At 53.1% G+C, this 15,032-nt stretch carries 12 protein-coding genes; 3 read left to right on the forward strand and 9 right to left on the reverse strand.

Features of this window, described 5'->3' with window-relative positions:
* Positions 1-295: 295 nt before the first annotated feature.
* The 9 genes from JUF13_RS02220 to JUF13_RS02260 form a co-directional block, all read right to left on the reverse strand.
* Positions 296-952 carry an amino acid ABC transporter permease gene (locus JUF13_RS02220; protein WP_125765887.1) on the reverse strand — a complete coding sequence of 219 codons (657 nt, stop codon included), beginning with the start codon at positions 950-952 and terminating at the stop codon, positions 296-298.
* 16 nt (positions 953-968) lie between these two features.
* Complete coding sequence (locus JUF13_RS02225) at positions 969-1,607, reverse strand: amino acid ABC transporter permease (RefSeq protein ID WP_203637505.1); 639 nt, start codon at positions 1,605-1,607, stop codon at positions 969-971.
* The gene (locus tag JUF13_RS02230; protein WP_203637506.1) at positions 1,604-2,440 is read right to left on the reverse strand and encodes a transporter substrate-binding domain-containing protein; all 837 of its coding nucleotides are present in this window, start codon (positions 2,438-2,440) and stop codon (positions 1,604-1,606) included. The genes JUF13_RS02225 and JUF13_RS02230 overlap by 4 nt, the downstream gene beginning before the upstream one ends.
* A gap of 20 nt (positions 2,441-2,460) precedes the next feature.
* On the reverse strand, positions 2,461-3,201 hold the full coding sequence (locus JUF13_RS02235; protein WP_125580705.1) for an amino acid ABC transporter ATP-binding protein: 741 nt from the start codon (positions 3,199-3,201) through the stop codon (positions 2,461-2,463).
* A gap of 687 nt (positions 3,202-3,888) precedes the next feature.
* A complete protein-coding gene (locus JUF13_RS02240) occupies positions 3,889-4,857 on the reverse strand; it encodes a DUF6681 family protein (protein ID WP_203637507.1) in 969 nt (322 codons plus the stop codon).
* A gap of 20 nt (positions 4,858-4,877) precedes the next feature.
* On the reverse strand, positions 4,878-5,405 hold the full coding sequence (locus JUF13_RS02245; protein ID WP_203637508.1) for a hypothetical protein: 528 nt from the start codon (positions 5,403-5,405) through the stop codon (positions 4,878-4,880).
* Between the two features lie 74 nt (positions 5,406-5,479).
* Positions 5,480-5,938 carry a Fur family transcriptional regulator gene (locus JUF13_RS02250; protein WP_203637509.1) on the reverse strand — a complete coding sequence of 153 codons (459 nt, stop codon included), beginning with the start codon at positions 5,936-5,938 and terminating at the stop codon, positions 5,480-5,482.
* 899 nt (positions 5,939-6,837) lie between these two features.
* Complete coding sequence (locus JUF13_RS02255; protein WP_203637510.1) at positions 6,838-7,413, reverse strand: nucleoside/nucleotide kinase family protein; 576 nt, start codon at positions 7,411-7,413, stop codon at positions 6,838-6,840.
* On the reverse strand, positions 7,403-7,825 hold the full coding sequence (locus JUF13_RS02260) for a bis(5'-nucleosyl)-tetraphosphatase (RefSeq protein WP_203637511.1): 423 nt from the start codon (positions 7,823-7,825) through the stop codon (positions 7,403-7,405). Before JUF13_RS02260 ends, JUF13_RS02255 begins: the two co-directional genes overlap by 11 nt.
* Positions 7,826-8,460: 635 nt before the next feature.
* On the opposite strand from JUF13_RS02260, the gene JUF13_RS02265 reads away from it, so the two are divergent.
* The 3 genes from JUF13_RS02265 to JUF13_RS02275 all read left to right on the forward strand — a co-directional run bounded on the left by JUF13_RS02265 (position 8,461) and on the right by JUF13_RS02275 (position 14,940).
* Complete coding sequence (locus tag JUF13_RS02265) at positions 8,461-9,855, forward strand: APC family permease (protein ID WP_203637512.1); 1,395 nt, start codon at positions 8,461-8,463, stop codon at positions 9,853-9,855.
* A gap of 648 nt (positions 9,856-10,503) precedes the next feature.
* The gene (locus JUF13_RS02270) at positions 10,504-12,948 is read left to right on the forward strand and encodes a Xaa-Pro dipeptidyl-peptidase (protein WP_203637513.1); all 2,445 of its coding nucleotides are present in this window, start codon (positions 10,504-10,506) and stop codon (positions 12,946-12,948) included.
* A gap of 1,080 nt (positions 12,949-14,028) precedes the next feature.
* Positions 14,029-14,940 carry a proline-specific peptidase family protein gene (locus tag JUF13_RS02275; protein ID WP_125765934.1) on the forward strand — a complete coding sequence of 304 codons (912 nt, stop codon included), beginning with the start codon at positions 14,029-14,031 and terminating at the stop codon, positions 14,938-14,940.
* Positions 14,941-15,032 lie beyond the last annotated feature (92 nt).

A 15,032-nucleotide genomic window follows, 5' to 3' on the forward strand; every position in this document is an offset into this window, starting at 1 on the left:
AAACCAGTGTCAGCCGCAGGGCTGGGAAAACTGGGCCGGTCGTGGAAGTGACCAGAGGCGAGCCAAGGTGACCAGCTGTGTCGATGGTCTTAGCTGAGGTTTCTCACTCAGCTTAGAGCATGGGACAACCTTTGAGACCGCTCCTCAGGCTCAAAGTTGAGGTGGAAGCCCGCCCTTCGGCTGGAACCGACCCCACAGCAGGGCTCCTTGAGCTCGCCGCCGGGAACGGACGCGACCAGGCCCAGTTTTCACCAGCCCGGAGGCGCTGCCAAGCACAAAAGTTCAGCCCAGAGGACTAAGCTTGGCGTTTTTCCAGGTAACGGGCCAGGACGGAAAGGCAGTAGCAAACCACAAAGTACATCAAAGCAATCGCCACGAACATCGGAATGATGTAGTTGGTGTTTTGCCCATAAATAATTTGTGACCGGTACAGCATTTCTGGCAAGAGAATGATGGTTGCCAGTGACGTATCCTTGACCAGTGAGATGAATTGACTCACGATGGCCGGAATCATTTTGACCATGGCTTGGGGCAAGACAATGTGCCACAGCCCTTGCCAGTAGGTTAACCCGTTGGCGCGGGCCCCTTCCATCTGGCCGGGGTCGACCGCTTGAATCCCGGAGCGGACAATTTCTGCCAGCATGGTGGATTCAAAGATGGTCATGGCGAGAATGGCCGCTGGAATAATTTCTGGTTTGACCCCCAGGTTCGGTAACCCGAAGTAGGTAAAGAACAGAATTAAAATCAACGGTAAATTCCGAATGATATCGATGATAAACCCAACGATAGCTGAAAAATACTTAATTTTTACGTAGCGGATGATCCCAAGAATCGAGCCAATAATGAAACTCCCAATGATGGACACCACGGAAACCAGAATTGTGATTCCCAGTCCACCAAACAGGTAGCGTAAGTTATCTGGGGAGTAGGCGTCAATAAAGTTTTGTAACATAATTTATTCTCCTCCCCTAAGCTAACCGTTTTTCTAAGTAACGCATGTAGTAACTGATTGGCATCGTGATGACCAGGTAGAGGACCCCGACCGCGGAGTATGCCGCAATGGTTTCCAGTGAGCTGGACGCGATAACGTTCCCTTGGTACATCAGGTCAAAGCCACCCACGAAGGCTAACGTTGAGGAGTTCTTGACCAGGTTCACGAATTGGTTACCCAGTGGCGGAATGACATAGCGAAAGGCTTGGGGCAAGATGATGAACCGCATGGCCTGCCAGAAGGATAACCCGTTGGCGCGGGCCCCTTCCATTTGGCCAGGATCAACGGACTGAATCCCAGCCCGCACCGTTTCGGCAATGAAGGCGGACGTGTAGAGCGTCAACCCAATCGTCCCGGCGGTAAACCCGTTCATCTTGACAACGTACAGCGGAAAGACCACGTAGAAGAACATGGTGATAACCAGCAACGGGATGTTCCGGAAAATTTCGATGTAGACCCGGGCCACGCCGCGGGCAAACTTACTTGGTGATTCTTCTAGTAAGGCGAAGAGCGTTCCCAGAATCAAACTGAAGATCAAGGCGAGCACACTGCATAGCAACGTCTGCCCTAACCCATACAGGAGGGTGCCTCCGTAATTTGCAAAGATATGAATCATTCTTTAGCCGCCTCCTTGTAGTCAAAGCCCTTCACGTTGTGGAACCACTTGTGCAGGAGTTTGTTATAAGTGCCATTGGCCCGTAACTCGGTCAAAGCCTGGTTCGTGGCGTTTCTAAACGGCGTCTGGCCCTTGTCCATGGCGATCCCGTAAGGTTCGGACACGAACGTTCCCCCGGTAACTTCATAACCCGGGTTTTGAACCGACATCCCGTATAAAATACCGTTATCGGTGGTCAGCGCTTGGCCTTGCCCGGACTTCAATGCCGTCATGGCTTGCGCGTAGTCGGTCAGTTGTAAGACCTTCGCGTCAGGCGCAACCTTGGCCACGTTTTCCACGGAGTCAGAACCAACGACCCCGAGGACCGTGCCCTTTTGCTTGTTTAAATCTTTGACGTTTTTAATGGAACTGCCCTTCTTGACCAGCAAGGATTGCCCGGCAAAGAAGTACGTGTTAGAAAAGGTGACTTGCTTGCGCCGCTCTGGCGTGTTGGTCATGGTGGCGATAATGGCGTCGATGTTCCCGTTCTTTAGCATGGGCATCCGCGTTGAACTCGTCACTTGAATGAACTTGGCCTTGGCATCCTTACCCAGCATTTGCTTAGTCAGTGCCGTCGCCAAATCCACTTCGAACCCTTTGATCTTCCCGTCTTTGGTATCCAGCAACCCGAACAGCCGGGTATCTGCCTTAACTCCCCAAGTAATCGTCTTGGTTTGTTGGTCGGTCTTGTACACGTTCCGCGCGGATAATGGCTTACTGCCACACGCACTAACCACGACCGTCAAGGCAACCAGGGAGAACAGCAGGCCCAAACTGCGAATTAATTTTTTCATAGTGAGCGTTCCTCCCCGTTTTAGTGTGTCAAAATCTTGCTTAAGAATTGACGAGCCCGTTCGTTGGTTGGCTGGCCGTCGAAGAAGGTTTCTTTAGAGTCGTCTTCCAAAATGCGGCCGTCAGCCATGAAGATCACCCGGTTGGCCACTTCACGCGCGAAGCCCATTTCGTGAGTCACGACTAAGGATGTCATACTGGAGTCACGGGCGATGGTCTTCATAACGTTCAGCACGTCGTCGATCATTTCAGGGTCCAAGGCACTGGTTGGTTCGTCAAACAAGAGGCACTTGGGCTTCATGGCTAACGAGCGTGCAATGGCGATTCGTTGTTGTTGCCCCCCAGAAAGTTGGGATGGCATCTTAGGTGCTTGGTCGGCTAACCCAACCCGGTCGAGCATTTCCATGGCGACCTTCTTGTTTTCCTCTTCGCCCCGGTGTAACACGATTCGGGGTGACAACATGATGTTTTCCAGAATCGTCTTGTTGGCGTAGAGATTAAAGTGTTGGAACACCATCCCCACGTTCTTGCGAATCCGGTTCATATCCGTCTTCGGATTGGCCAAGTCTTGGCCGTTAACGATCAATTGGCCATCGCGAATCTGTTCCAGCCCATTGACGGTCCGAATCAAAGTTGATTTCCCGGAACCAGAAGGCCCGATTAAAACAACCGTTTCCCCGGCTTCAATCGTTAAATTAATGTTATGCAGCGCGTGAAAATCGCCGTAGTACTTTTCCACGTTGTGAAATTCGATCATTGACATAAGTATTCCCTCCACTAGTGATTTGGTTGCCGTGCTTGCGGCGGACTAGCGCCTCATCCAATCCCTTGAGACCAGATTTTTACAGTGTCTAACGTAAAGTTTAAACCAAAAAATTTACCCGGTCAAAGTAAACCACTCCAGGTTACCCAACCCTACTGACCGTTTTGGGGTTCAAAGATTAGATGTACCACGGGTCCGGTCTGCTTTCAAAAATATTTCACGCTTGTGATTCCCATGAGGAAGCGGTGAGACCGTTTTCGGGTGCGGTTCATAACATCCCCTGTCACCTTCCCAGATTGGTGGAAATGAGGGGTGTGCCTTGGTTTTCGTTCCCGACGGTGGGCTCAAGCGGGCCGGCTATGGGGTCGGTTCCAGCCTGAGGACCGGGCTTCCACCTCGACTTTGTGCCTGAAATACGGTCACAAAGGTCGTCCCGTGGGCTAAGCTGAGAAAGGACCTCAGCTAAGACCACCGACACAGCTGGCCCGCTTGGCCCACCTCTGGTCACTGACATGGCTTGATCATTTTCACCAATTGCTCACCAATCCGGTTACCTTTATCCTGGTTATCCCCTTTTCGTTACTGCCACGTCTATGTCACTTTGCTCGCAGCACAAAAAAATCAACCTGCCCAGTCCGGGTCGGTTGATTTTTGCTGAGTCATTTTCAGTTTTGCCGGTCGCCTAACTTAGTGATGGTACCGTGACGTTCTGGTCATCGGTTCATCATCGTTGTTGGTCGACGTGGGTTGGTCATTATCATAACGGGCGCGGCGACTGGTGGTCGTTTGCGTTGGCGTCGTGGTAGCTTGACCATAGCCCCGGTCGTAGGTGTTCGTCGTGGATTGGTCGCTGTGCTTGTAGGCCAGTTGGACCGCTACTTGGAAGTCACCCGGTTGCTCGATCAGAGACGTGCGGCCTAAGACCTTGAAGGGACCACCGACCAGTGTAGCGTTGGCTAAATACAGTTCGAATTGGTCACGCACATCGGCCACATTTTGTAGGCCAACCGTGCTGACCACGCCAACCCGTTGCTTCTCTGCTTGGTTGATGCCGGCGTAGACGACCAGTTGGTTGCCTTCCGTTTGCATGTCGAAGTAGGGAATCAGGGTGCCGGGGCCAGACGCGTAAACGGGCTTGCCGTTCTGGCGTGTCTGTTCCATGATTTCACGGTCGCCCAACCCGGAATAATCCAGCTGTAAGAGCTGATTTTGTTGGAGTTGCGTGGCGAGGTTCTGCACGTTGCGCGCGTCCATCCCACTCATGGTCAGCTTCCCGGGGAGAATCTTCTTTTCATCAAAGTAGCCGTTGGCCGGAATATTGCGCCCGCCACGGACCGCCGTCTTAGCAGCGTCCTCTTCGGCTTCCTTGGGCTTCATGTGCAGCATCTTTTCAATCTTAGGCGAGATGTCGAACGGGGCCGTCTTCTCGGTAAAATAATAGATGGTGTTCAGGTAGACAAAGTACAAGAGAATGATGGCTACCAGTAAGATCAGTAAGCCCCAGAACGGATGGCCGTTTTGCAGGTAACGAACCGCGATGTAGAACAGGTAGAGGTCACCCAACGCACCAATGATCACGTAGATGCGATTTTTAATTTTAGCGTTGACGTTGATGTAGCCTAAATAATGGTTAACCATATCAAGGAAACTAAGCATTATCGGTCCCCCTTCCTTCGTTATTGATTTGTGCCGTCATTGGTCGTGCCATTAGTCGTTTGGCCAGCCGTGTCGGTATTGTCAGTCGTGTCGTTTGCCGTATCGGCGTCGTTCGTGGAACTTTCTTCAGTAGTCGCTGAAGAGCTAACGGCGCTCGATGAGGTCTTCTTCTTTTTAGACGTGGTCGTGCCGGTGGTCCCGGTCTTGTTGCCAGTGGTATTCTCCGCGGTGCTGGACTCGGTCGAAGAGGTCTTCTTGGCCGAGGAACTTTCCGTGTCCGTGGATGACTCGTCCTTGGATGAAGAATCACTGCTATCGGAACTGCTCTTAGAAGAGTCAGAATCCTTCTTCTTACTGTCGTCACTAGCCTTTTTCTTCGAATCGCTCGACGACAGATTGTTGACCAGTGATGAGCTGGTGTTCGACACCCGCGTGGCGCCTTCATTGGTCTTCGTCACCGTGTTTGTCACCACGTTAGTTGCCCCCAAGGCCAGCGCCATTGAGACAATTGCGAACGGCGTAATCAAGGGTGGTGTGCGATACCCCATGCGTCATTCCTCCTTCGTTTTGCCTAATTACGACCATTGTCGCATAGGAAACTCAAAAATCTTTCAAATTTATCTTAATTTTTCACTAAGTCTGCTTCCTGAACGCCGGCCGCCTTGCAGTCAGCGCAGAGGCCGTACAGTTCAAAGCTGTGCCCCGCAATTTCACAACCCGGTAATTGATCTGTGAAAAAGTCCATCGGACACATCTGTAATTCAATCACCTTACCACAATTTTGACACACAAAATGATGATGGTGTTGGTGATGCAGGTCACACTGATACTTGACCCGTGCCCGTTCCTGCTCCGTGTTTTGCTCAACGATACCAACCTCTTCGAATTCCTTGAGGTTGCGGTAAACCGTGTTGTGGCTCATCCCCGGAAACTCCGTCCGCATGTAAGCATCCACGGTCACCACGTCGGTGTAATGGGCTTGGTTCGTCAGCAGAAACTCCAAGAGAGCGTGCCGTTGCTTGGTCATCTTCAGTTTGTTCTTCTTTAAAATGGCGACGGCGGTGGTTAACGATTCTGCCATAGTGCCCAACCTCCTTCTTTCTCTGTTCATGGGTTTTGATGGAAATAAACGTTTTGGTGTGCGTGTGCTGGTCGTTCCCGACGGCGGGCGCAACCTGCCCTGCTGTGGGGTCGCTTTCAGCCTGAGGGCGGGCTTTCAGCTCGACTTGAAACCTCGCTGAGGTACGCGAGTTTCCAAGGTCGTCCCGTGGACTAGGCTGAGAAAGGACCTCAGCCAAGACCGCCGACACAGCTGGTCAAGTTGGCCCGCCTCTGGTCACTGAAAAGGTGTGGTGATTTCCACTAACCGCTTAGCCCTAACCAGTGGTAACCAATCAACTGTCTTTATATTCTAATTTAATTCATCTGAAATTGATTCACGAACTAAACACTTTCAGTTTAAACTCACTGACTAACCAACCCAGCCACTAGGCCTAACAGCCAATTCGGTTTAAACCAGTGTTAGCCGTGAGGACGAGAAAAACTGACTCAGCCGTGGGATTTCTAACGCGGTTCGCGTTAGAAATGGCGACTTTGAAACTCGCCCTTTGAGGTTCAAAGCGAGCTTCGAGACCGCTCTTCGGCTCGGAGCGTCCTGCCCACCGCGTTCCGGTTCTATTAAGCCTGAAAATCTAAGAAACAGACCGACCACTCGATAAGTCTAACAGCCAATTCGGTTCAAACCAATGTTAGCCGTGAGGACGAGAAAAAATGACTCAGCCGTGGGATTTCTAACGCGGTTCGCGTTAGAAATGGCGACTTTGAAACTCGCCCTTTGAGGTTCAAAGCGAGCTTCGAGACCGCTCCTTGGCTCGGAGCGTCCTGCCCACCGCGTTCCGGTCAGTTTTTCTCGTCCGGTAAGGCGACTTCGACCTGTGTAAACCCGAATTCCCTGTTAGTTTATCATATTTACTGGGAAACTCAACTATCAGCCGTCTCTCCCTGTCGCAACTGCGTCATCAATGCATCCAGCTTGACCTGGGTCTGTTGCCAGTCGTCGTTGTTTAACTGAATGGCTTTACCCCGCAGTGCCAGCGGCATGGTCAGGTCGCGACGATACTCCGGACTGGCCAAGCGCTGGGCCATCATTTCCTCATCATCGCCCCGTTTGCTCAAGCGATGGGCCAACTTGGTAGACTCGCTAACCGTGAGGAAAATGATCACGGCCTGGTCGCCCAGCTCTTCGGCGTAGGTGATGGCCCCCTTGCTATCTAACACGATGGCGTCAAAGGGTGCCCGTTCAAAACCGCGGGCCAGCCCTTCGCGTGAGGAGCCGTAGTGGTAGCCGGCGTACGTTACGGATTCCAGGTAATGGTTCTTGGGGAAGCTGGCTTCCGTTTCAAAATAGTAGTCGACGCCATCGACTTCACCCTGACGCGGCGGCCGTGTCGTGTGGGTGATGACCTTGGTCACGGGATAGTGGGCCACCAGATAATCTTGCACCGTGGTCTTGCCGGTCCCCGTCGCCCCGGTGATCACCAAAACTTTATTCGGCATGCTGCTCCTCCAAGTACGTGTTGGCTTGGTCTAATAAGCCCTTTAAGTTGTCATAACTCAGGCGTTCGCGGGCAATCTTGTAGTCGAACCAGCCAAATTCACTGATTTCTTCAACCTGCCGCTTAATTTTACTGTCGGCTGGCACCAATGACGTGTAGAGCACCACGTGTTTGTGATGGCCGTTCTTCATGTCGTAGTCCAAGTCGGCGTGAAACTCGGGATTGATGGCGACGACTAAACTGGTCTCTTCTTTAATTTCGCGCACAGCCGTCTGGAGATCCGTTTCATCCCCCTCGACGTGGCCCTTGGGAAAGCCCCAGAAGTTACTGGTGGCACTCTTTAACAGTAAATATTGGATTTGATTGTCGACGAGCCGGTAAACGACCGCGCCGCTAGCATTTTCGGTAATCATGTTGCATTGCCCCCTCGGAATTAAATAAACTCCTTCTATTTTAAATCGAAACCACTCAAAATGGGTAAAATAAACCCGACTTTCTCAAAAACAACCGCTTACTCTCATTGACTTTTAATTTAATTCCACGGTACACTATCCCAGACATCATCGCGAATGGTAGGCGAATGGTAGCCGCAGCCTACCAAATTAATCACAAAAAAGGCTGAAACTGCGCGCGACAATGTGTATCATCATTATATAAGGAAAGTTTTGGTTTAGGTGATTTTCGCTGGTTGGGCTAAATGACATGCGCTTTTGATGAATAATCCTAAGAACAACTATTTTAATTTAGCAGCCTCACAAACACATGGTAAGTTCACTCGTTCAAGTCGGCGAGTCAACCGCAGGACGGGAACCACTGACCGGTTTAGCTTTACCGCCAACGTCAGCCGTGAGGTCAGAGAAAATGGGCTCAGCCGTGGGAGTTACCTTTGAGACGTGAACTTCGGCTCAAAGTAAGGCCGAAGACCGCCCCTCAGGCTTCGGCCGTGCACCCACAGCGCCCCGGCCCATTTTCTCTGACCGGTAAGGCGCTGCCAACCACCGTTTAACCACCTAAACCAAACAGTTTCAACGACATAAGGAGGCTTTTTATGGGACTTGCGCGAATATTTCGTCGCGAACGCTTAGATAATTACTTAAAGAGTGACCAGCACTTTGCCAAAACAATGACGGCAAAGGATCTGATGTCACTCGGCATTGGGGCCGTGATTGGGACCGGGATCTTCATTCTCCCCGGCACCATCGCCGCTCAGTACAGTGGGCCCGGCATCGTTTTATCCTTTCTGATAGCCGCCATCGTCTGTTCCACGGCCGCCATGTGCTACGCCGAATTTGCTTCCGTTCTACCGGTGGCTGGGTCCGCCTATTCTTACGGTAACCTGGTCTTCGGCGAAATCATCGGCTGGATTCTGGGCTGGGCGTTGATTCTGGAATACGTGCTGGCCGTGGCCGCCGTGGCTAACGCCTTTGGAGCCTATTTCAAATCCTTCTTGGCCGGCTTCGGGCTCAACTTGCCCAACGCCATCAGTGGCCCCTACAATCCGGCCGGGGGCACGTACGGCAACCTGATTGCCATCCTGGTGGTCTTCTTCATCAGCTGGCTGTTAAACCGGGGGATGCGCGAGTCCATGCGGATCAATAACACGATTGTCATCATCAAGATTGCCATTATCATTTTATTTGTGGTCGTCGGTGTTTTCTACGTGAAGCCTAGCAACTGGCAACCGTTCGCCCCATTTGGCTCCAAAGGGATCCTGCGGGGGGCCTCGACCGTGTTCTTCGCCTACCTGGGCTTTGACGTGGTTTCCGCCTCGGCTGCGGAAGTGAAGAACCCTAAGAAGAACATGCCCATTGGGATTATCGGCACGCTCATCGTGGCCACCGTGCTCTACATGCTGGTCGCCATCGTGCTGACCGGGATGGTCCACTACACCAAGCTCAACGTCGCGGACCCCGTGGCCTTTGCGCTCACGTTGGTCCACCAAAACTGGACGTCCGGTATCATTTCACTGGGCGCACTGGCGGGGATGTTTACCATGATGGTCACCATGATCTATAGTTCCTCGCGGCTGATCTACTCGGTCGGACGTGACGGTCTGTTGCCAAAATTCTTAGGCAAAATCGACGACAAGACGGGCACGCCTAAACACAGTCTGGCCGTGATTACCATCGTGATTGCTCTGCTAGGTGGCTTCGTGCCTCTGGCTCAGCTGACCAACCTGGTTAACATCGGGACGTTGGTTGCCTTCCTGTTCGTCTCGTTTGGAATTCTCCGGCTGCGCCATTTACCGGAAATGCCCCACAACACGGGCTTCAAGGTACCGTTCTACCCGGTACTACCCATCATCTCGGGCCTGCTGTGCTTCTACATGATGCTCCAACTCCCCGCAGAAACCTGGATTGCCTCATCGATCTGGTTTGCGCTGGGCCTGGTCATCTACTTCAGCTATGGTATCCGTCACAGCCGGTTGAACGAAGAGGAGTAACTCGCCTCCAGGATGCTGAAAACTGGCCGGATTGGCGGTGGACGGACGCCCCGAGCCAAAGGACGGTCTCAGGACTTAGGGTTGAGCCGAAGTTCACGTCTCAACCCGACCAATCCCCTAAGTGGCAAATACCGCCACAAAGGGGATTCCCACGGCCAGGCCAGTTTTCAGCATCCTTGCGGCTTACATCTGTTCACCCCGCTGATTGGTTTCTTCAATTATTTATTGTTCCAACAATTAATCTTTGCGTTACACTTACTGCAAGACAATTGTTTCACCCCGACTTCTAGTTTAAAAATCATGTACCACCCGGAAGCCAGGACAGTCAATCCAATGCAACCTTGAGCACCAACATTAACCATTTTATTCACCACTCGTTGGCACTTAAAATCAGTGTCAGCCGCAGGGCTGGTGAAAATGGGCTAAGCCGTGGGAGTTCCCTTAGCGGGGGAACCCGCTTAGGGAACTGCTATCTTTGAGACGTGAACTTCGGCTCAAAGTAAGTCCGAAGACCGCTCCTCAGGCTTCGGACGTGCGCCCACAGCGTCACGGCCCATTTTCACCAGCCCGGAGGCGCTGACAACACACTGTTTCGAGTTCCAACCACAGTTACGTTGATTTTTAAAATTGATAAGGTAGGCGATATTTATGCGTAACCAACAATTTGCCATTCGGCCCACAGCACCCGCTCAGGCCCTAGACGAACTTCAACGAATCCATTTCTTAAACGAACAAACGGAAAAACTCACCACCCCGAGCCAACTGCTCTGCAACTTCTACGACCGGAGCTGGCCCGAATTTACCACGCCCGACGCCGTTTCCCAACAGCTCAGTAACCTGATGGCGACGCCCGACACCGATGGCCTGGACTTTCTCAGCAACCACGACAACGTTCCCGTCACGGTCTTCTACAACCTGGCCCTACAGCGGCTGGAATTTTCCGTCGACCTCGACTTTAAGCTGAGCGACCCCTTAGCCGCCATGGCCAAGATGCAACTGCCCGTGGCCGACCACGCCGGTGCGAACTTCACCTTGGACGAGCTCAAGCAGGCCTGGTACTTGCTCCTGACGACGCACACCAAGAATGGCCAGAGCTTCCTGGATCACCTGACCACGAAGGGCTACTTTGACCCCTTCGTTCACGACGCCCACGTCGACAAGCCCCTGATTTTTAACGGGAAGTCGCAGGCCGTCTTCGATACGACCAAACTGATTCGTGAAGTCGTTTACGTGGAAAGTCCCCAAGACACCGATCACGATGGCAAGCGCGACCTGTTAAAGGCCGAGGTCATTCGCCCGGCCGAAACGGAAGCCGGTTTAAAGGTCCCCGTGCTCTACACCGCCAGTCCTTACAACCAGGGCACCAACGATGAAGCCGGTGACCAAATGATGCACAACGTGAACGTCCCGCTGCAACCGAAGCAGCCCAACGACCTCACGCTGGCTGACGTGACCGCCCAACCGGACGACACGCCATTGCCCGCCCCTCGCACCGTGACCGCTACGACCAAGGAAGCCGCGCAGACCTTTGCCCGGGAACAATCCTACACGTTGAACGACTACTTCTTGGCCCGCGGGTTCGCCGTGGTCTACGCTGCTGGTATCGGGACCCTAGATTCCGACGGCGTCCGCACGACCGGTGACCCCCAGGAAACGACCTCGACCATTGCCATCATTGAATGGTTAGCCGGCAACCGGACGGCCTTTACCAGCCGCGCCGCTACTCAGGCCATTCCCGCTTGGTGGAGCAATCACGCCGTTGCCATGACCGGCCGTTCCTACTTGGGAACCCTGGCCACAGCCGCCGCGACCACCGGTGTCGAAGGCCTCAAGACGGTCATTTCCGAAGCCGCCATTTCCAACTGGTACGACTACTACCGTGACGGCGGACTGGTCATCGCGCCCGGTGGCTTCCCTGGCGAAGACGCCGACGTGCTGGCCGAGGAAACGTTTAGCCGTCAGCTCCAGGCTGGGGACTATCATCGGATTCAGGCCAAATGGCAAGCCGACCTGGCCGCCATTACCCACGGCCAAGACCGCTCGACCGGGAACTACAATTCCTTCTGGGACGCGCGCAACTACCTAAAGAACGCCAAGAACATCAAGGCGGACCTCCTGTTAGTCCACGGCCTGAATGATTGGAACGTCAAGCCACGCAACGTCAACAATCTCTGGAACGCCGTGCGCGACCTGCCCGTCACCAAGAAGCTGATCCTGCACCAAGGCCAACACATTTACATCAATGCCTTTCGCTCCATTGACTACACGGACATCGTCAATCTCTGGTTGACCCACGAACTCCTGGGCGTCGACAACCAAGCGGAAACGCTGCTGCCAAACGTCATCATTCAGGACAACGTCCAGCCGGAAACGTGGCACGCCTACGAAGACTGGGATGCGCCAACCAACCCGACTCGTAACTTTAACCTGCAGGCCGATGAGCTGGTCGATCAAAGCACCCATGAGCCCCTGGCCTACGCCACGAGTTTCAACGACCAGTTACCCGTTGAGCAATTTAACAAGTACACCCACCATATCGATCAGTGGCAAACTGATTTGCTGGGTGACAAGCACAACGACATGTTCAATCACCGGTTAATCTTTAAGTCAGCCGTCTTGACGGACGACCTCCTGTTAGATGGGAAGCCGACTGTTGACCTGCGCGTGGCCGTGAACCAACCGGTCGGGATGTTGAGCTTCCAGCTGGTGGACTACGGGGATGCCAAACGCCTCGGCGTCTCACCAACCATCCTGGCGCGCAAGGCTCTGGACGAGGGTTACCGTTGGCGTGAGGACGACCTGCGTGAATTCAAGCCGGCCGCAACCACGCCATTTAAGATGATCACCAAGGGCCACCGTAACCTGCAAAACCGGACCAACGCCTACCACGTCGATGAACTCAAGGCCAACGAATTCTACGACCTCAGCGTGACGCTACAACCAACCCACTACCGGCTGCTAGCGGGCCACCAACTGGGCTTGGTCATCTACGCAACCGACTTCGGCATGACCGTGCGCGGGAACCAGGACCTGCAGTACTCCATCCAGCTCGGCAATTCCGCCCTGCACCTGCCATTCTTACCAGAAAACTAGGTTAGTGTGTGGGATTGGCTTTGCGTTCCCGGCGGTGGGCTCAACCTGCCCTGCTGTGAGGTCGCTTCCAGCCGTAGTGCGGGCTTCCAGCTCGACTTTGAGCCTGAAAGGCGGTCTCAAAGCTCGCCCCGTGGACTAGGCTGAATGAGAAACTTCAGCCAAGACCACCGACACAGCTGGGCAAGTTGCCCCACCTCTGGTCACTCAGACTGGCCGTTGTTGCTGGTATGCTGGCTGGTTGGACGTGATTGCTCACGTTCACATTAGCTTATCCATCAAATTATCTATAACGCTAAAGAGCTAACGCCAATGACGTTAGCTCTTTTTAGGTCACTTGGAGACACATGGAATCCATCATCAAGGTACATCCCCCACCATCACCACCAACAGAATGCTGGTTAAACAGGTATCAGCCGTGAGATCAGAGGAAACGGGTTCAGCCGTGGGAGTTACCTACAGACTACTCGCGAGGAACCCACCGAATGCTGACCAAACTAGTGTGAGCCGCAGGGCTGAGAAAATTGGGCCGGTCGTGGGAGTGACCAGAGGCGAGCCAAGGTACCCGGCTGTGTCGATGGTCTTAGCTGAGCGATTTTCCTCAGCTTAGAGCATGGGACAACCTTTGAGACCGTTCTTTGGCTCAAAGTTGAGGTGGAAGCCCGCCTTTTGGCTGGAACCGGCCCCACAGCAGGGTTCCTTGAGCGCGCCGTCGGGAACAGACGCAGCCAAACCCAGTTGTCACCAAATTAGTAAGACTCCACCCACGAGGAACACACCGAATGCTGGCTAAACTAGTGTCAGCCGCAGGGCTGGTGAAAATGGGCTCAGCCGTGGGAGTTGCCTTAGCGGGTTTCCCGCTTAGGCAACTGCTATCTTTGAGACTCGTTTCTCAGAGGCTCAAAGTAAGTCTGGAGACCGCCCTTCGGCTCCAGACGTGCGCCCACAGCGTCACGGCCCATTTTCACCAGCCCGGAGGCGGCCCAACAACACAAGTTTAACCAGCAAAGAAGGTTGGGTGTTTAGAAATGACGCCGTTAGTGATAAACTATTAATAACTCATTAGAAACGGGGGAATCTCTCATGAAACAAGGCACCACGATTATCACCTTAGACAACGGTTACCACCTTTGGACCAACACCCAAGGCACTGGTGACATCCACCTGCTCGCCTTACACGGTGGCCCTGGTGGCAACCATGAATACTGGGAAGACACTGCCAAGCAATTAGCCGCCCAAGGCCTGAACGTTCAGGTCCACATGTACGACCAATTGGGTTCTTGGTACTCCGATCAACCCGACTATAGCGACCCCGAAACGGCTAAGAAGTATCTGACTTACGATTACTTCTTGGATGAAGTTGAAGAAGTTCGGCAAAAGCTGGGCATCGACAAGTTCTACCTGATTGGCCAATCATGGGGTGGCGCCTTGGTTCAAATGTACGCTGCTAAGTATGGCCAACATTTAAAGGGTGCCATCATTTCCTCCATGGTTGACAACATCGACGAATACGTTGAAAGCATCAACCATATCCGGGAAACGGTTTTGACGGCTGACCAAGTGGCCTACATGAAGCAAGTTGAAAAAGATGGGAACTACGACGACGCCAAGTACCAAAGCTACGTCGACATCTTAAACGACGGCTACGTGGACCGCAAGAAGCCCGCTGCCATTTCTCACCTGATCAGCACCATGGCCACCGACGTTTACGGTGCCTTCCAGGGTGACAACGAATTTGTCATCAAGGGTAAGCTGAAGGAATGGAACTTCCGTGAACATTTGAAGGAAATCAAGGTCCCAACCCTGTTGACCTTTGGGGAACACGAAACCATGCCAATCGCCACGGGTAAGAAGATGGCGGAACTCATCCCCCACTCTCGCTTCGTGACAACGCCTGAAGGTGGCCACCACCACATGATCGACAACGCACCCGTTTACTACGATCACTTGGCAACGTTCATCCGCGACGTGGAATCCGATAACTTTAACGCCTAAGTTTGATGAAAAAATCCCGCTCTAATCACTGATTAGGCGGGATTTTTGTCTGCAATCAAAAACAGCGACCGGCCATCTCTGGCTAATCACTG

The sequence above is a fragment of the Levilactobacillus wangkuiensis genome (assembly GCF_016861605.1).
GTDB lineage: Bacteria > Bacillota > Bacilli > Lactobacillales > Lactobacillaceae > Levilactobacillus > Levilactobacillus wangkuiensis.